Below are 16,840 nucleotides of genomic sequence, written 5' to 3'. Positions count from 1 at the left end.
GAGCTACAATCTCTTAATTGCAGCGAGCGTTAAAACTTATAGTCAAACTGCAAAATCACGGCATCAAGGCTTGGGTAGAGATCAAGCGAATTCAACCCTCCGGGGGCCTCCACGCCCACATCCTGAGACGCTTGGTTGTAGTATTCTAACCGAACACCATATTCACGCCCACTTTTCAGTTTTTTGCCATACTTAATACCAAAGGTATAAGCATTCAACTTACCAATTCTATAGTCTGCACTCGCAAACTCAGGTACAGCGTCGCCTTCGCGTAAAAATGGCGTATAAAAATCTGCTTCACCTTGCTGATACAAACGTATATGAGGCTCTAGGTAGCTATTGTTGTCAAACAAAAAACGATAGCGGGACTCAATGGTATGACTATTTATACCCCAGTCATCATTAGTCAGCCTGTAAGAAATATCCCACACTGAGCTCTCAAAGCGATACTTGGACTGCGCAAAAAAAGCTTGTTTGGAGCGTGATCCGGGTCTGTTTTCATACCGTTGCTGGGTTGCCATACCGGATGCGTCAACTTCACTGACCACCTTATAAGGGTCAGTTAGGTAACCATCAACTTCGGAGAGACTTACGTTAAATTGCGTAATCCATTGTCGGTTGATAACTTGGGTTAATCCCAATATAACATCAACTGTATTTTTACCATCTTCCCCGCCAGTCTGTCGAGTGGCATCGAATGCGGACCTATACGCTGCTTCATCGGAAAATTGACCATTATCCACCACCATAGTGGATAACCCGACGGGGCGGCCTCCTACTGGGTCAACGGAATCCAACGCATAGGATAAGCCCAATGAAGCGGTGGTGTTTTTGTTGTTGAAATAGCGTCCTAACACGCCGTTGAATGCGATAGATTGGTAATCGTATTCGTTAGACACATTGGCGCCTGTCGATACCACATAGTTTTCAGCTAAAGGTTGTGACCACTGGGCAGAAATTTGAACACGGGTGTCTAAAAAAGTATCGTCTAAAGGGGTTTCACTCGTGTTAGCGGTATATTGGCCATTGCCAGAGGGCGTTGTAAACGTTTGAGCGGTGGCCTGTTGTACGGCACCATTGGCCGACGCTCCGGTTAGTGAATCAACGACCAACTTAGCGCTAAATTCTTTGTCATCCTTAAGTGTCTTTTTAGCCTGAAAGATTCCTTCAAGAGCCTGAACACGATCGGCCTCACCGTAATACATGATAGCGGTATCAAAATCCCAATCTTGGGCCACCGAGTTGCCTGCAAGCAGGGTGCATGATGCCGCAAATAAAGCTTTTTTTAGGTCAGTCTTATTTAGTTGCATCCGCAGCCACCTCCGGCAAATCCACGTCCACCACTGGTACCTTCTTTACTGAAATAAATGTGATCATCCAGGGCGAGATCGGTCGCTCCAGCACTTAAAGACATTTCGTCGGTCGCCAATAAGTCTCGCTCCCAAGGCTGAACTCCGAGTGAACTGCAGCCGGTAACGCCTAGTATTGCCACGGCGGCAAACAACATGATTATCTTTTTCATTAAAACGTCCTCAAGACTAGTGTTTGAGTAGGGATTGAATTTCATTCTCATAGGTGTCCACTTGATTCTCGAAAAAACCTTTGTGCGTTTGTAATACCGCGCCATTAGAATCCAAGATAAAACTCGACGGCATGCCTTTTAATTTAAATGTTTTGGCGAAGTTTCCTTCAGGGTCGTAATAAATGGGGAAGGTGATATCTACACTCGCTAAAAACTTTTCTGCTAGTGCCCGATCTTTGTCCACATTAATAGCAAGAATTTTAAAGCCTTGGCTTTCGTACTTATCGACCATTTTGTTCATCCAAGGGAAGGACTTTCGGCAGGGGTTGCACCAAGACGCCCAAAAATCAACGTAAACAATATCGCCATCTTTCATCCCCGCAGATTGCTTGATTTCACTGAAAGTCTCTTGAGGCAATATGTTATCTGCCCACCCATAGAAACTAAAAAGTAAGAGGAATAACGAAAAACTGGATTTTTTGAACATTTACTGCCCTCTAAATTAATTCACACGGTCGAATAGTGAATTCCTACCGAAAATGCTGTTGATTGAGAACAGTATGGCATTCGAACCTTACCAAAACCTTACAAGACTAATAAAATTTAACTACTCAATAATCATTGCTGGCTAACCTTCTTTTATGACCGTTATGACACCCGTAAGGTTGCTGTAAGGTTGTTATGCCAAGCTACAACCAAAGCGTACTTTATTGGAGCACCCCGTGAATTTTTTATCCCGTTGCGTCTTATCTTTTTGGCTTATCACAGCCTTTATCTGCATATCTTCAAGTAGCTTTGCGAATACGAAAGAGTCTTTTTTAGATTCAGAGGAGGCATTCATTCCATCCGTTACCATCGTTGACGATCAATTACAGATGGACTGGTACATTGCAAAAGACTACTTTTTATATCGTCATGGGTTTGCCGTGGAAGCAACATTTGAAAATGGCAATGTCTCTAAAATTGAGTACCGTATTCCCGTCGGTGAAAAAAAATATGATCTGTTCTTCGAGCTTGACGTTGAGACATACCATGACTCCGTAAACTTGATTTCCGATATCAGCGCATATGCGGGCAAGCCCTTTGATCTGACGCTTACATCACAAGGGTGTGCAGACAAAGGACTTTGTTTTCCGCCAACGACGTATCATTTTAATATCGACAAAAAAAATAGCGTAATGACGAGTAGTGGGACTAAAAATATTGATTTAGCGCAACCTGATCGAGTAGAGAAAGACTCCAGCTCACCGACAGCTTACAACCTTGGTATTACTATCCTAGGAGCTCTTTTGGGCGGTTTGATTCTTAACTTGATGCCATGTGTTTTTCCTGTTTTATCGCTAAAAGCATTAAGCTTTGCCAGCGGGCATGAATCAAAAAAAGCACATCGTCGTCATGGTTGGAGTTACACTTTAGGCGTGCTTTCTTCTTTTCTTCTTGCAGCAATTTTTATCCTCGTAGCTCGATCTACTGGACAGTCGCTGGGGTGGGGCTTTCAGCTGCAGCACCCGATTTTTATCACTTTGATGGCGTATCTATTCTTCGTGATGGGCTTGTTACTTTCAGGCGCATTCGAGTTTGGTGGGGCGTTTATGGGGCTTGGTCAACAACTGACCTCGGGCAATTCGCTTAAGTCATCATTTTTTACTGGTGTTTTGGCTGCGCTCGTTGCCAGCCCCTGTACAGCGCCGTTTATGGCAACAGCTCTAGGTGTGGCACTCACTCAATCGGCGCCAGTCGCGTTAGTCATATTCTCTGCATTAGGTTTTGGTATGGCGCTGCCATTTCTCGCACTGAGCTACAGCCCGGCACTGTCGCAATGGCTACCAAAACCCGGGATCTGGATGGAAAATTTTAAACAAGCCTTATCGTTCCCCATGTATTTAACGGTTATTTGGCTGCTTTGGGTGTTATCTCATCAAACCAGCAATGAAATGGTTATTTTAACGTTAACGGGGATGTTACTAATCGTTTTGGCGCTTTGGGTGCTTGGCATCTCTCCCAATAGCCGACGCTTTCAACTAATAAAAAACGGGATGGCTCTGACCGTATTAATACCTGCAGTATGGATTGCAGCTAGTATGAGCTCGAGCCCGCATGATCGCTCGATCAACACGAATGAAACCTACACCGAAGCGCGATTAGAAAGCTATAGAGTGCAGGGTAAGCCTGTGTTTGTTGATCTCACGGCAGATTGGTGTTTAACCTGTAAAGTCAATGAGAAGATAGCTTTAACCGCTAGTATTAAAGCTCAATTCCAACAGCACGATATTACTGTGTTGGTGGGTGACTGGACCAATAAAAATCCAGAAATAACTAAACTTTTAACGCAGTACAAGCGTAGTGGAATACCTCTTTATTTAATGTATCCCGTCGGTGGCGGCGAGCCTGAATTATTGCCCCAGCTACTTACAGAAGGCATCGTGGAAAACGCGATAGCTCGAGCATTACCGTGATTCAACTCAAAACACCTTAAAAACATTGAGGGAAATATAATTTAATTGCCACCTTTTAAAGTTTAGTAAAGTACAGTCGAGAAAGTGAAAGTGATCAATCTTGCCAAGCTCTACTTTAATCTCCGCTGTATCCGCAGCTATAGGAGTCATGATTTTTTGCGACCAAAACAGTGTCTGAGTAGCTGATAAATGTAGCTTTTTGGCTCGCCTATCCGGCTTGACGATTTCCGTCCGTATGACTCCGACTTAACACTATGGCCTTAAGTATAAAGCTTGACCCGCAGCTTTATGTGCAACGCGGCTATCGCTATTTTGGGGCAACCGGGCAGGGCGCTGCTGGGGTTTGCGTCGCGGGGCGTTTGGGTGTAAATTTGTGCCAAACGGCCAGAATAAACCCGAGGCCACCCGTACCCAAGGAACTGGGGGAATGCTGCAAAACACCGGATTAGATACAACTTCCCCTCGTCGTGAGCGGCTTTTATGCCTATCGAGCCCATCGAAACGGGACTTGCATCGCTCGGTCAAACAGAACGAGTCCATCCCGATCTTGAGATTTATTTTTGAGGTTAGGCGCAATTTCGCACGAATCAGCGGGCGAAATTTTCTCCGTCATCGCCCACATCTTTCGACACTCTTTTACGGGCATGTATAATGAACGTTTTCGGGTGACGAATATTCTCCTACCATATTGAAAGTGGTTACATGATTAAAATAATTTATATGCTAGCTTTTGGTGTCGTAGTGATGATGTATATTGCTTGTTGGTCGACAGCTTTAGGAAGAATTGAAAAATCTGAGCATGCTAAATATCTACACACAAATCCATTTTGGTTTTTTAAAACAAATATGTTTTCAGAAAAAGATAGAGATATTTGTGTTCGTGCGGGTGGGCTGCAATTGGCACTGATTGTGATGTTGATAGGGTTTGCATTCATTGATGGGTAGCTGAACTTAGAAGTGACGCGAGGTTTGTCGACCTTCTTGTAACGATCGTAAAGCATAAAGTACTTCCTAAAGATGAGCCCTTATGAGGGCTTTGGTACGCGTACAGAATTACATCCACACCGAAGGCTTTAGAGCATTGTCCACCTTGAGGGTACTAGCGTACCGCCATAATACCAAATTTAACATAATATACATTATGCGCACCCAAAAGGTGAGGCAGATCAGAGCATAAGCCACTGGATGTTTGAACAACCAAAAGTGAAAATTCCTACAACCAAAGTGTGAAATTTATCGGCGGTTTACAGCTAAAGTGTGGAATTTCTTAAACAGAGGATTTCGACCACCTACCTGGATGTTTCAAGACTTCCGGCTGTGTAGAAAAGGTTTTGAATATGTGAGACGGCCATTAGTTTATAAATGCAATCGTCTGACTTGGATTGTCGTATTATCCTTATGCAAGTTTGAGTGTGAGCTTACGGTCCCGACTCAAGGGACAATTGGTGTAACCCCTATAACCAGATCCAAGTAAGATGATTGAATCTTTAACTCAATACCACTGACGCTAGCCAGTAAGGTTCAGGTTTACTGTACCCTACTGGCTAGCTTTGTTACGGGTTAGTATCGATAAAGTGCCATGCTTTGCACGGTCAGTGATTCGCCTTTTTCTCGCTGACTTTCTATCACAAGATCATAGTCACCACTGGCAGGGATTTCGGAGCTTATATCATAGGTGAATTTTTTTTCCCCAAAGATTGATGGTTTTTATGCCCTTGCATATGATGGTCGGCACCAAAGAATGTCATAACTCCTGTTAGCGTTTTGTTTCCACTACCATCCACTATAAATACGTTGTAAGTATCTTTGGGTTGACTCTCAAAGCTAACAGTCACCTCTATTACAAGTGCTTCTGGACGATCAAGTAACATTAGCTCCATGTTTTTCTGGTTTTGGATTTTTGGAGTATCAATAACTAACTTGTTATTTTTAGTTGCCTTTTCAATGCTTTGTTGCCAAATAAGCTTTTTAACTTGCTGGGTGTTCTCTGAGACGAGTAATTTATGCTCCCCTGAGTCGAAAGCTTCAATTGCCGATTGTAGTTGATCGTATTGGTAGTCTATTTTGAAAGCTGCTTGGTACGCCTCTTCAATTGTATATTCTACTTTGACACCATTTTCATCGAAAAATTTATAGGGCCACGGTGCCGCTTTTAACTCGTCTAAAGAGGGTCTTTTTCCATTTGGGCTCAACTCCCAGGCTTGCCATAGAAAATCTATGTTTGAGTGATGCAACCAAAATATTGGATCAAAACCTGCCGATGGTACATGAGCCATCAAGCCATAGTTTTTGTCACTTTGGAATATTGGGTTCCACATCTCTTTTCCTTCATAATCCCCCCCGATATACGCATGCATTGCTCCATGAGGAGCTGAATCAATGTTTCGGTTAAACACTGAAAAAACTCGATTTTTCATCAAATTATTAATGTTCAAGTTATTATCCATGAACGATTCAATTTTGTTTCCATTATTTAACGATGGGAGTCTAGACGTTTCAAATAGAGCCGTGCTGCTTTCTCGAAAATCTGCAGGCATAACTCTGTTGCTAGGGTCGATATAGTTCCAGTAAGGCAAAGCAAAGTCCGACTTTCCCGATAGTTTTCTTACAATTTTCTCGAAGTGTGCAATGTAAAGCCGGTGCCATAAAAGAAAGTGAATTTCAGAGCCGTCTTGGTGGGTGCATGTATCCCAAGCCCACTTTAGATCCTTCTTATTAGTATAAGACGGGCATAATGGATTTTTGTCTATTTTATCAGGAATGGAATGAGTTGCGCCTTGATAGTACCAGCTGAATGGCTCACTACAGCCCATCGCTTTCATCTTTTTTAAGGCAACATCTAAAGCTTTAAGGTCTTCTTTCGCCGCATCGGTTGATGCATTTTTTCTAAGGTACTGAGATGCCTGTACAGTTGTTATGCTCACGATGAGCGTAATAAAAAGAAAACTTTTCAGTAATATTTTCATGATCTCTTCCTTGATTTAAGTGTGTGTTTAACGCTTATTAGGGTGAAAAATCTAGCTGTTTTTAAAACATCTAGTTTCTGTCACCTTAATTTTTATACTTTATTTGTGCTGGCTAAGATATATCTGGGTAAGTTTATAGATATTTCATGTGCTATGCTCCAAATCCTTTGGTATAGGTACACAACTGAAACCGTTGCTGGCATAAATCTACACCTCTGCTCTTGAAATAACAACTTATGAATAGAGCTTAAAATACATGTGCTGATGTCTAAATATGACTGAATGATGGCCTAATTTGGGCTTCGAGATAGTATAAAGGGGCTTTATTATGGCTACCTTGGAGTTAACCCAGCTCAAGAATTATACGCAGGTGGTACAGCCCTGCACTGGCGGATGGGCCATGCGCTGCTCTCTGAGCCAAAACAATCGACTATTCTTGTTATACTAACCGCGTCTTTATATTGCTGGAAATTCTTATGTCAATTATTCAAACACTTTGCTCGCACTGTTTAACCGCCAATCGTGTAGATGAACATCGTTTGAGCGATAACCCCAAGTGCGGAAAATGTCACAAGGCTATATTTTCAGGTCAACCAATTACTGCCAATGATAGCCAGCTTGCACATTGGCTAGGTAAGGAGCAGCTACCGATGGTTGTGGATTTTTGGGCTGACTGGTGTGGCCCCTGCAAAACTTTTGCGCCAAGTTATGTACGTGCAGCAAATGAGCTTGAGCCTATCGCACGGTTTATTAAGGTCAACACCGAGCAAGCTCCACAAGCTTCAGCACAATTCTCGATTCGCAGTATTCCCACCTTAATGCTTTTTCGCAATGGAGTAAGCGTAGCTCAGCAAGCGGGCGCCCTACCTTACCCGCAGTTTTTACAATGGTTGCATGGAGCTCTTGAGCATTGACACCACTTAAGGTGGAGGCGCTAACCGCCCACCAATGTTACGTTTTACAGATGTTAGCCAAACAATTAAGACTCAGGATACAGGCTTTTTATCATGACACCTTCATTAACACCCTGCTGCCCGACTGGCCGCTAATCACATCCAACCGCAGTGCCATTTGCTCTTTAAGCTCGCTGACATGGGATATGATGCCGATCATTCGGCCGGTTTGTTGTAAGTCGATTAATACACGGATCGCGGCATCTAGGGATTCGGCGTCTAAGCTGCCAAAGCCCTCGTCGATAAACAAGGCATCTAACGTAATGCCGCCGGCGTAAGACTGCACAACATCGGATAACCCCAGCGCTAACGACAGCGCGGCCATAAACGATTCGCCTCCCGATAGCGTTGCCACAGCGCGGGTTTTCCCTGTATTGCCGTCTTCTACTTCAAGCTCTAGGCCCGAGGCTTTGTTGCCTTTGGCGCGATCTTCTTTACGTATTAAACGGTAGCGCCCTTTGCTCATGATATGTAAGCGATGGGAGGCTTGAATCAGTACATCATCTAGCAGCACACTAAGGACAAACCGGTTAAGGCTAATTTTATCGCCGGTTTGGCCGTTGGCAACATCGCTTAACGTGCCGATAACCGCGTATTGCTGATCGAGCAAGGTGTTTTTATCGCGTGCTTTTTGCAATCTGTCTTGTACGTTTTTAAGTAAATTAAACCGCTCTGTTAACTGTTGTAATCTAGTATCGGCTTGCTGGAATTGCTCTGTGGCCTCGGCTAAAGTTGCCTCTAATGCTGCCATATCGGGTAGCGGTTGTTCTGCTAAGTCTTGTTCTAGCTGTTTGATAACCGCCTGAATATTACTTAGCCGCGTTTTAAAGCCGTCAATTTCTTCGCTGATGATCTGTTGCTCGGCATCGCTTAACTGGGCATTGTTAAACGTTTGCTGATCGGCAAAGTCGCTGTTGGTCAGTGCTTGTTGCCAGATGGCGGTTGCCGTTTGTAATTTGATTTGGTTGTCTTGCAACTGTTGTGTTTGTGCCGCTAACGTCGAGTCGGCGCGATCTAAGGCCGATTGACAAGCGTTAAGCGTTTGCTCTGCGGTATCGGCCCGTGTCGTGATGGTTTGAATTTGCTCTGCCAGCTTTGTTAACTGCAACGTTAATACGTCGGCTTGGCGGTAATCTTCGGGGATTTGTGTTTCTAGTTGTTCTACCTCGGCGGCTACTTTTGTAACTTGATGGTGATCTGTTTTGGCGATTGCCTCGCACTGGGTTATGGCCGTTTGGGTAAGGGTCAACTCTTGCTCGATCTCGACCATACGGGCGTTTAATCTTTGTCGCTCGCGCTGCTGTTGCAAAAGGCTTTGTACTTGCTGATGGGCTTGCTCTAGCTCTGCCGCCATGGCATCGAGGGTTACTTGCGCATACTCGCTTAACGCGGCATTTAATTGTTGCCCTTCTTTTTTGTTTAATTCTGTTTGGTTTTTTACCTGTTGCAGTTTGTCGTTACCAGCGGTTAATGCATCGTAGGCGTGTTGCTGTGCCGTGCGAGCTTGGTCTACCCGCTCTTTGCTGATCAGTTGCCCGCCCTCTTGTGGCGCTGCGGGCTTTGGGTGCTCAGCGCTTCCGCACACTGGGCAGGGCTCGCCTTGTTGCAACTCTTGTGCGAGCAAAGCCGCTTGCCCTGTGTGCCACTGCAGCTCTAGCCGGTTGGCGTTATCGCGAGTTTGATCGTACTGGGTTTGCTGTTGCTGCTGTTCCAGCTCAGCTTGGCGCAACTGCGAGTCTAGCCGCCTGGCGGTTTGCCTTAAGGATTCAAGTTGTACCCGCATTGGCTGTTTGTGCTTTAGGTTTTCGAGCTTTGATTGCAGGCTTGGTAACGCCTCAAGTGCCACGGCTAAGGCCGTCACTTTGGCCTGAGTTGAGCTTTGTTCGGCCTGTAGGTTTTTATAATGCTGGGCTTTATCCTCCAAGGCTTGGCTACTGGCTTGATATTTTTTCTCAGCGGCTTGCTTGCTTGCCCGGGCATTTACTAGGTTGGTTAATTGCTGCTGAAAACGCTGCAAATCATTTTGTTGTTGTTTCAGCTCATCCAATCCCTGTAGGGCTAGTTTTGCGTTCGCGCTCTCTTGATGGGCATTTTGGTAGGCATCTTTTGCCTGGGCCAGTTGTTGTCGGCTTTGCTCCAGCTGCTGCTCTAGCTGTTTAAGCTGCGCCTGTTGTGTGGTTTGGTTGTCAAAGTGGTGCTGAATGTTTTGCGCCTGCCGCGCTTGCTGCAAGCGTTTTGTTTGACTGTTCATTAACGACTGTTGGTCGTTAAGCGACGTTAAAGCGGTGCGCTGTAACGCCAAGTCTGAAAAACGATTTTTTAAATCAAGCGCTTTATCTTTATTGCTGGTGGCCAGTTTTAGCTTTTTATCGGCAGCGGTTTTATTATGTGTAGCGCTGTCTATTTGCGGCTGTAAGTATTCTAACTCTTGGCTTATTTCGGCCTCGCTGCTGGCATCGGCGGGTTCTAAAATGCCTTTAATTATGTTGTTATGAGCCTCCATCTCCCGTTTAATGCCACTGGCCTTGTCTTTTAGTTTATCTTCTATGCGCCGATAGATGTTGGTTTGAAACAACTGACCAAATATCTTTTCGCGCTCTTTCGAATCGGCCATTAACAGCTCACGAAACTTGCCCTGGGGCAATACCATGACCTGCCTAAATTGCTCAACGTCTAAGCCTATTAAGTTTTTTATTTGAGCGCTGGCCTCGGTAACGCTTTTAGAGACCAACAGTCGGCTTTCAGTACTACCGTCCAGCAACCACAGCTGCGCCTCTGGGGTTTGTCGGGTGGTGCCCTCCCCGCTTAATTTGGCGCGCTCTTGTTGTGGCACACGGCGAATACGGTAATGCGCCTCGCCCAAAGCAAAATCTAATATCACCTCGGTTAACACAGAGGCATCGGCGTGGTCGCAGCGCATTTGGGTGGCGTCACGCTCGGCTCCGGTGGTTTGGCCATACAAGGCAAAGCAAATAGCGTCTAAGATAGAACTTTTGCCGGCCCCGGTTGGGCCGTTGATTAAAAACAATGGGTTTTTCCCAAGCTGGGTAAAATCGATTAGCTCACAACCTGCAAAAGGCCCAAAGGCTTGAAGGATCAGCTTTAGTGGCTTCATAGTGGCTGTTCCTGCTTGTGGATCTCAGTTATGGTTTGCTTGATTTCTGTGTGCTGATCATCGGTTAGTTCTTGCCCTGATATCTGCATAAAAAAGTCACAAAACATGTCCAACTCATTACGTTTTAGTTTTTCGCGGCTCATGTGTTGCTCGCCCACCTCTAACATACCGGGCTTTTCTAGCTGCAATACGTTGGGGTAAACTGCGCGTAATTTGTTCATAGGTTCTAAAATCGCGTGGCGGTCGGTCAATCTTACCAGTAGGTAATCGTCGCTGTGTGGGTCTGTTTTACCCTGCTCGATAATGCGATTTAGCTCTCCCTCAATAACACGCATATTGCGCAGCGGTTTAAGCGGTAAGTGTTTAACGTTTTGCAAACCGCTTGCGTCCAGCTCGACAAGGTATACGCCCTTTTTTTGATGTTGCTCAGAAAAGCTGTATTTTAAAATCGAGCCACTGTAGCGAATATGCTCACGGCCTTTGTACTGAGGGCTGTGCAAGTGGCCCAAAGCAACATAGTCAAACGGGATGCAGGGCTGATAGCTAACCCGATCCGAGCCGCCAATGGACAGCGGTCGCTCGGAGTCGGACTCCGCTGCCCCATCGATAAAGCAATGACTGATTAATACATTGCTAACGCCAGAGATTTTATTGGCGAGTATTTTCTCGACTAAATAAGTATGCGCTTGATCGTAAGTAGATACGGGCTCAGAAAATACGTTGCGCACGGTTTCTGGATCGTTATAGGGCACGCCGTAAAAGGCGACATCGCCATCTTTATGCTTTATGACTACCGGCTCTGTGATTTTTTTTAAATCACTTAAAATATGTAAGCCCGCCTGGCTTAACTGTCGTGAACCAAAGCCTAATCGTTGCGCACTATCGTGATTACCTGGAATCAATATGACCGGAACTTTCATTTCTAGGCAGATTTTATTAAGCAGGTCATCTAATAATTCAACGGCAGTGGCCGGCGGAACGGAGCGATCGTAAATATCCCCGGCAATCACCAGTGCATCGACTTGCTCTTGCTGAATATAGGCTAATAGTTGATCAAGCACATGACGCTGATCATCCAACAATGAGACATTGTGAAACTGTCGCCCTATATGCCAGTCGGATGTATGGATAAACTTCATTGCGTGCACCCTGCCTTAATCATAAATTTTATTATCACCTGTACCCCTACTTATATTTTATCGTATAGCCGGTGCGCCAGCCTGTCTTATTAAACCAAAGCCATCGCCGCAAGTTGTTGCTTAAGATACTCCACTGCGTATTTAGCTCTTGCCGATAACGGCCATTCTGCTCGGTAAATAAGCCACAAGCTATCCATTGTATTGTACTCAAGTGTTATCACTTTTATTGCACTGCTATGGGCAAACGCTTTGCGCGCGTAACGAGGTAACACTGTAAACCCCAGCCCCCGAGCCACGGGCTCAAGGATCAAACCTACTTGATTAGTAAAGCCGCGAGTTGGGATATCTAAGATACTGCGGAAGCCCGGGTAAGCTCTGGTTAATAAACGTGTTGCCATATTGTGGCCGTCGGGATGATCGATAAACCCAAGCTGCTGTAAGTCTTGCCAGCTTTGAGGGTTGTGGCCCGCAGGTACAATCAACTCTAGCGGCTCTTCTGCAAAATGCTCAGCCACTAAGTGTGTGCTGTCGGGTTTAATGCTGACTAATCCCATTTCGTAGTGGTTATCCAAAACCGCTTGTAAGATATCTGCATTAGGAGCAAAACGGTGACGCATCGCCAACTCTGGATGCGCTTGCTGCAAACTCAGTAACAGCGGGTACAAAAACAAACCGCTGCTTCCGGGGGTAATTAAACTCACTTCACCTTTGGTTTTTTCGCCCTCGGATAGGCGTAACTGCAACCGCTTTTGTGCTTGCTCTAGCTCATGGCAGTAGGCCAGCAACGAATGTCCCGCTGGGGTTAGATCCATCTGCCGCGAACGACGAATTAATAGCGGCCCTAGCTGCTCCTCTAAATGGCCAATATGCTGACTGATTGCCGCTTGAGTTACGCCAAGCCGGTTTGCGGTACGGGTAAAGTTGCCAACCTCGGCCAATACAGTAAAAGAGCGCAGCCATTGGGGATTAATCATAAGGTATTCTTATCAAGGGCATAAGTGGGTAGTGGTTCTTATTATAGCTTATTGCGTTTACGCTGGGGTAACTGAAACAACTTAAGGCAACACAATATGACTTACCCCCGCAGTTTTTCGCATATCGGCTTATCTGTCACAGACTTAGAGGCAGCGGTTAAATTTTACACCGAGGTATTAGGCTGGTATTTGATTATGCCACCCACCACTATTGAAGAGGATAACAGTCCCATCGGCATAATGTGTACCGATGTGTTTAGTGCCGGTTGGGGATCATTCCGTATCGCTCACCTGTCGACCGGCGACCGTATTGGGGTCGAGATTTTTGAATTTAAAAACGCCGAAAAACCTGCCGATAATTTTGAATACTGGAAAACGGGCGTCTTTCATTTTTGCGTGCAAGATCCAGACGTAGAAGGTCTGGCAGAAAAAATTGTTGCCGCCGGAGGTAAACAACGGATGCCTGTACGCGAGTACTTTCCCGGTGAAAAGCCCTACCGCATGGTGTACATGGAAGATCCGTTTGGCAATATTTTAGAAATTTACAGCCATAGCTACGAGCTAACTTACTCGGCTGGAGCTTATGATTAAGGCTGCAAGCTAGCCGGAGGTTTGCTTTTTATTACTCACAGACAAGCTCACCGAGGTGTTAATCTCCGGTATAATCACAACTCCGCATGACATCGAACAACCTCATGTAATACAGAGCACGCCACCAATGGTGTGCTCTACTCGTTTGCTACCTTGGTTGCTCTTAACAGGTGCCCCTTCGTATGGCCTTTACCTCTACAGCAGTGCCTTTACGGCATGCCGTATTAACACTATTTGGTTTAATGCTGGTTGCGCTGAACTTACGCCCGGCGTTAACCAGTGTTTCACCTGTACTGCGCCGTATTGGTGAGGATTTAGCCTTAAGCACCACCAGCCAAGGGGTGCTCACCACTCTACCGGTGTTGTTTTTGGGCTTGGCGGCACCCTTAGCACCTATTGTGGCGCGCAGAGTGGGCATGGAGCGTACGGTATTACTCGCCGTGGCCTTATTGGCACTGTCACTTATGGCTCGTCCACACATGGGCGCTGCCGGTTTATTTATCGGCTCGGCCGCAGCCGGTGCCTGTATTGGTGTCATGGGGGTTCTTTTACCTGGCCTCGTCAAACGCGACTTCCCTAATTCGGTAAGCTTACTCACGGGGCTTTATACAGCGGTACTGTGTTTTGGTGCATCGATTGCGGCGGGCGCTACCGAACCACTACGCCTATTGTTTGGCAATGATTGGCGCCCTGCTCTGGGCTTCTGGTTGGTGCCCGCCATTATTGCCGCACTTGTGTGGTGGTCACAACTAAACGCCAAGCACTTTCCCAAGCCGGTTAGTGCCCCTAAAAAATCGCTGTATCGCGACGCACTGGCGTGGCAAGTTACCATTTATATGGGCCTGCAATCGGCATTGGCGTACACCGTATTTGGCTGGCTACCCTCAATTTTACAAGACCGAGGCGTCGATGCGGTTACCGCAGGTTTGGTGTTGTCGGCATCTATTATGGTTCAAGTTATTACCGCCATTGCCGCGCCTTGGATTGCCAGCCACCAGCGTGATCAGCGATTTATGATCACGCTGGTGGTATCGCTGACGTTGCTGGGTTTGGCGGGCTGCATTTACGCTCCGATTCATCTCGTTTGGTTGTCGGCCATCGTACTTGGCTTGGGCCAAGGCGGTACTTTTAGCATGGCATTAACGCTATTAGCGGTACGAGCGCGCGATGCTGATACGGCCGCGCGTTTATCAGGTATGGCGCAAGGAGTGGGCTATACCCTCGCCGCCTTTGGCCCGTTATTGACCGGTGTTTTGCACGATGTATTTCATGGTTGGAGCATTACAGGTGTTTTTCTGGGTTTGATTGGTTTGGTGGCGTTGATGGCGGGCGTGGGTGCTGGGCGTAATTTATATGTACTTGATGGATCAAGTGTAGATAAGCTCTAACGATCAATTAAAAACTCAGCCATATAGCGACTTAAAGGTAAGCCGGTTATCGCTTCAACAAAAGCAAACTGACCTTGTGGATTAACTTCTAAAAACACAGGAGTGCCGTCTGGCTTAAGTTTTATATCGATAATTCCCATTGTTAATTGCAGTACTTTTATTAACTGCTGGCACTGAGCTTTAAGCGAATTATTTAGCGGGTATTCTGTCATCGGTGAGCAAAGGTCTGGTCGCCAATCAAGTTTTTCTGAGGTGATCTGTACTGCGATAACTTGCCTGCCAAACACATGAACTCTTAAGTGTGTATCACCAACTACAATCGCTTGCCAAATGGATGGACACGCAGTAAGAGCCTCGATATCAGTTATCTCATCGGCGGTTATAACTCGCGCCGGAACCGAAAATTCAGCTAGCCCTCTGATGACTTTAACGACTACTTGGCCACCCTGCTCGGCTACAAACTCTCTTATGGCATCTGGAATACAACTGACTAATGTACTCGGAACTTCAAAGCCTATTTGAGCCGCCGCTTGCAGCTGAACCAGCTTATTGTCCGCACGCAGCTCTGCACTAGGGTCGTTGACCCAGCGCCCCGTAAAAGCGGTAAACATAGCGCCTAGCAAGGCTGCCCTGCATTCGCCTGGAATAAGTTTATAAGCGGCATCGTCGGCCAAGTTATAATTGTTACTGAGTGGGGCGTTAACTCTTCGCCACCAAATCGTGGTTAATTCGGAGCAATTAAACAATGTGTTGTTATGGTCAACCAAACTCGCGTCAGGTGACGAACCGCGCCATTGTAGCCAAGGCTTAAAAGCCAGTTGATCGGTAAAAACCAAATGGCATCGATGACCTAGCTGTGCAATTTGCTCGGCCACCAAATGCCCGTGAAGGTCTTCACTGAAAGTGAAAATAGCTATACTCATTGGCATTTAACTAACTGATGTCAGAGTCGCACCGATAAGCCGCCCCAGAACCTCCGCGCCGACAAAAAGATATTGTGCCACCAGAGCTGCCGCCAATATCAAAGTTGTGACCAAAACGTTCTTTTAAGTCAGCATGCCAACCCTTCATTCTTTCGGGGGTGACAACTTCATAGGCTGTTGGTGGAAAGTTAAGCACCACGGGGGTAGAGTTCCAAGGCACAAGTCGACCTTTAGGTACTCTTTCTCCGTAAATATCACTCGACTGAGAAAGGTCCGAATCGCAGCGGTAAGCTGCACCGCTCCCGCCACGCTGGCAAAAAGATACTGTCCCGCCTGAATTTGGTCCAATGTCAAAGTCTAAGCCAAGGCGCTCGGCGACCTCTTTGCGCCATTCTTCTATTTCATCGGGTTCTATTGTGCGGTAAGCGGTAGGAGGAAATCGTAATACCAGTGGTTTGTTGTCAAACTTCATGACTTTACCACTGGGTTTGTAATCGTCTTCAAATTCAAAATCGCAACTGCTGTGTACCATGACAAAAATCCTTTTGCGGATGTTAGCGTTAGATTAAAAAGTTGAGCGAAAGCATAGTAGAGTAAGGCTGACACTTTCGTGTTAGATAATCACCGAGAGCAGCTAGCCTGTCAAACAAGAGGTGTAGACTTGAGCGACATATTTAGTGGTATCGAACATAATGGCGCAAAAAATAATATGAAAACTTAAAATCTGTAGCTTTTTAGGTTTGAGGGCGAGAATACTAACAACGAGAAGGACTGACTGCCCTGCTGGGATTTATCGTCACCAAAGTTTTCCTA

14 protein-coding genes are annotated in these 16,840 nt (G+C 45.9%); 5 read left to right on the top strand and 9 right to left on the bottom strand.

All coding sequences use genetic code 11. The features are described from left to right. Nucleotides 1-29: 29 nt before the first annotated feature. Genes GILYN3_RS04685 through GILYN3_RS04675 form a run of 3 tightly spaced genes read right to left on the bottom strand, consistent with a single transcriptional unit; the run spans nt 30 to nt 2,009 of the window. A complete protein-coding gene (locus GILYN3_RS04685) occupies nt 30-1,310 on the bottom strand; it encodes a DUF3570 domain-containing protein (RefSeq protein ID WP_049721768.1) in 1,281 nt (426 codons plus the stop codon). Further along, on the bottom strand, nt 1,301-1,522 hold the full coding sequence (locus GILYN3_RS04680; protein WP_049721767.1) for a DUF4266 domain-containing protein: 222 nt from the start codon (nt 1,520-1,522) through the stop codon (nt 1,301-1,303). Before GILYN3_RS04680 ends, GILYN3_RS04685 begins: the two co-directional genes overlap by 10 nt. A 16-nt stretch (nt 1,523-1,538) precedes the next feature. After that, on the bottom strand, nt 1,539-2,009 hold the full coding sequence (locus GILYN3_RS04675) for a TlpA disulfide reductase family protein (protein ID WP_084005102.1): 471 nt from the start codon (nt 2,007-2,009) through the stop codon (nt 1,539-1,541). Between the two features lie 235 nt (nt 2,010-2,244). Here GILYN3_RS04675 and GILYN3_RS04670 point away from each other — a divergent pair, with 235 nt between their 5' ends. Continuing rightward, a complete protein-coding gene (locus GILYN3_RS04670; RefSeq protein ID WP_049721766.1) occupies nt 2,245-3,978 on the top strand; it encodes a protein-disulfide reductase DsbD family protein in 1,734 nt (577 codons plus the stop codon). Between the two features lie 702 nt (nt 3,979-4,680). Continuing rightward, nucleotides 4,681-4,923 carry a hypothetical protein gene (locus GILYN3_RS04665; protein WP_049721765.1) on the top strand — a complete coding sequence of 81 codons (243 nt, stop codon included), beginning with the start codon at nt 4,681-4,683 and terminating at the stop codon, nt 4,921-4,923. 719 nt (nt 4,924-5,642) lie between these two features. Here GILYN3_RS04665 and GILYN3_RS04660 read toward each other — a convergent pair. Beyond that, nucleotides 5,643-6,944, bottom strand: coding sequence for a tyrosinase family protein (locus GILYN3_RS04660; protein WP_049721764.1), 1,302 nt, complete (start codon nt 6,942-6,944; stop codon nt 5,643-5,645). A 476-nt stretch (nt 6,945-7,420) separates the two neighbouring features. Between GILYN3_RS04660 and trxC the strand changes: the two genes are divergently transcribed. Beyond that, on the top strand, nt 7,421-7,858 hold the full coding sequence (gene trxC, locus GILYN3_RS04655; protein ID WP_049721763.1) for a thioredoxin TrxC: 438 nt from the start codon (nt 7,421-7,423) through the stop codon (nt 7,856-7,858). Nucleotides 7,859-7,949: 91 nt separating this feature from the next. Here the strand turns inward: trxC and GILYN3_RS04650 are convergent, their stop codons facing one another. The 3 genes from GILYN3_RS04650 to GILYN3_RS04640 form a co-directional block, all read right to left on the bottom strand. Then, entirely contained in the window at nt 7,950-11,012 is a 3,063-nt protein-coding gene (locus GILYN3_RS04650; protein ID WP_049721762.1) for an AAA family ATPase, read from the bottom strand. Next, the gene (locus GILYN3_RS04645) at nt 11,009-12,151 is read right to left on the bottom strand and encodes an exonuclease SbcCD subunit D (protein WP_049721761.1); all 1,143 of its coding nucleotides are present in this window, start codon (nt 12,149-12,151) and stop codon (nt 11,009-11,011) included. Before GILYN3_RS04645 ends, GILYN3_RS04650 begins: the two co-directional genes overlap by 4 nt. Nucleotides 12,152-12,240: 89 nt before the next feature. After that, complete coding sequence (locus GILYN3_RS04640; RefSeq protein ID WP_049721760.1) at nt 12,241-13,125, bottom strand: LysR family transcriptional regulator; 885 nt, start codon at nt 13,123-13,125, stop codon at nt 12,241-12,243. 96 nt (nt 13,126-13,221) lie between these two features. Between GILYN3_RS04640 and GILYN3_RS04635 the strand changes: the two genes are divergently transcribed. Both GILYN3_RS04635 and GILYN3_RS04630 read left to right on the top strand, forming a co-directional pair. Continuing rightward, complete coding sequence (locus tag GILYN3_RS04635) at nt 13,222-13,716, top strand: lactoylglutathione lyase family protein (RefSeq protein WP_049721759.1); 495 nt, start codon at nt 13,222-13,224, stop codon at nt 13,714-13,716. 182 nt (nt 13,717-13,898) lie between these two features. Further along, nucleotides 13,899-15,104, top strand: a complete 1,206-nt coding sequence (locus tag GILYN3_RS04630; protein WP_049721758.1) for a CynX/NimT family MFS transporter — start codon at nt 13,899-13,901, stop codon at nt 15,102-15,104. Here the strand turns inward: GILYN3_RS04630 and GILYN3_RS04625 are convergent. Together GILYN3_RS04625 and GILYN3_RS04620 are read right to left on the bottom strand one after the other, a co-directional pair. Beyond that, nucleotides 15,101-16,027 carry an ATP-grasp domain-containing protein gene (locus GILYN3_RS04625; protein WP_049721757.1) on the bottom strand — a complete coding sequence of 309 codons (927 nt, stop codon included), beginning with the start codon at nt 16,025-16,027 and terminating at the stop codon, nt 15,101-15,103. The genes GILYN3_RS04630 and GILYN3_RS04625 overlap by 4 nt on opposite strands. Before the next feature lie 10 nt (nt 16,028-16,037). Beyond that, nucleotides 16,038-16,559, bottom strand: coding sequence for a hypothetical protein (locus tag GILYN3_RS04620; RefSeq protein WP_049721756.1), 522 nt, complete (start codon nt 16,557-16,559; stop codon nt 16,038-16,040). Nucleotides 16,560-16,840: the final 281 nt, after the last annotated feature.

It is taken from the genome of Gilvimarinus polysaccharolyticus, assembly GCF_001187555.1.
Classification (GTDB): domain Bacteria; phylum Pseudomonadota; class Gammaproteobacteria; order Pseudomonadales; family Cellvibrionaceae; genus Gilvimarinus; species Gilvimarinus polysaccharolyticus.
This window is presented reverse-complemented; position numbering and strand designations above follow the sequence as displayed.

Bases quoted from the DNA above. Each gene is read 5' to 3' on its own strand.
- GILYN3_RS04660 (WP_049721764.1), bottom strand. From the start codon at position 6,944: ATGAAAATATTACTGAAAAGTTTTCTTTTTATTACGCTCATCGTGAGC.
- GILYN3_RS04630 (WP_049721758.1), top strand. From the start codon at position 13,899: ATGGCCTTTACCTCTACAGCAGTGCCTTTACGGCATGCCGTATTAACA.
- GILYN3_RS04650 (WP_049721762.1), bottom strand. From the start codon at position 11,012: ATGAAGCCACTAAAGCTGATCCTTCAAGCCTTTGGGCCTTTTGCAGGT.
- GILYN3_RS04685 (WP_049721768.1), bottom strand. From the start codon at position 1,310: ATGCAACTAAATAAGACTGACCTAAAAAAAGCTTTATTTGCGGCATCA.
- GILYN3_RS04665 (WP_049721765.1), top strand. From the start codon at position 4,681: ATGATTAAAATAATTTATATGCTAGCTTTTGGTGTCGTAGTGATGATG.
- GILYN3_RS04625 (WP_049721757.1), bottom strand. From the start codon at position 16,027: ATGAGTATAGCTATTTTCACTTTCAGTGAAGACCTTCACGGGCATTTG.
- GILYN3_RS04645 (WP_049721761.1), bottom strand. From the start codon at position 12,151: ATGAAGTTTATCCATACATCCGACTGGCATATAGGGCGACAGTTTCAC.
- GILYN3_RS04635 (WP_049721759.1), top strand. From the start codon at position 13,222: ATGACTTACCCCCGCAGTTTTTCGCATATCGGCTTATCTGTCACAGAC.
- GILYN3_RS04620 (WP_049721756.1), bottom strand. From the start codon at position 16,559: ATGGTACACAGCAGTTGCGATTTTGAATTTGAAGACGATTACAAACCC.
- GILYN3_RS04680 (WP_049721767.1), bottom strand. From the start codon at position 1,522: ATGAAAAAGATAATCATGTTGTTTGCCGCCGTGGCAATACTAGGCGTT.
- GILYN3_RS04640 (WP_049721760.1), bottom strand. From the start codon at position 13,125: ATGATTAATCCCCAATGGCTGCGCTCTTTTACTGTATTGGCCGAGGTT.
- trxC (WP_049721763.1), top strand. From the start codon at position 7,421: ATGTCAATTATTCAAACACTTTGCTCGCACTGTTTAACCGCCAATCGT.
- GILYN3_RS04675 (WP_084005102.1), bottom strand. From the start codon at position 2,009: ATGTTCAAAAAATCCAGTTTTTCGTTATTCCTCTTACTTTTTAGTTTC.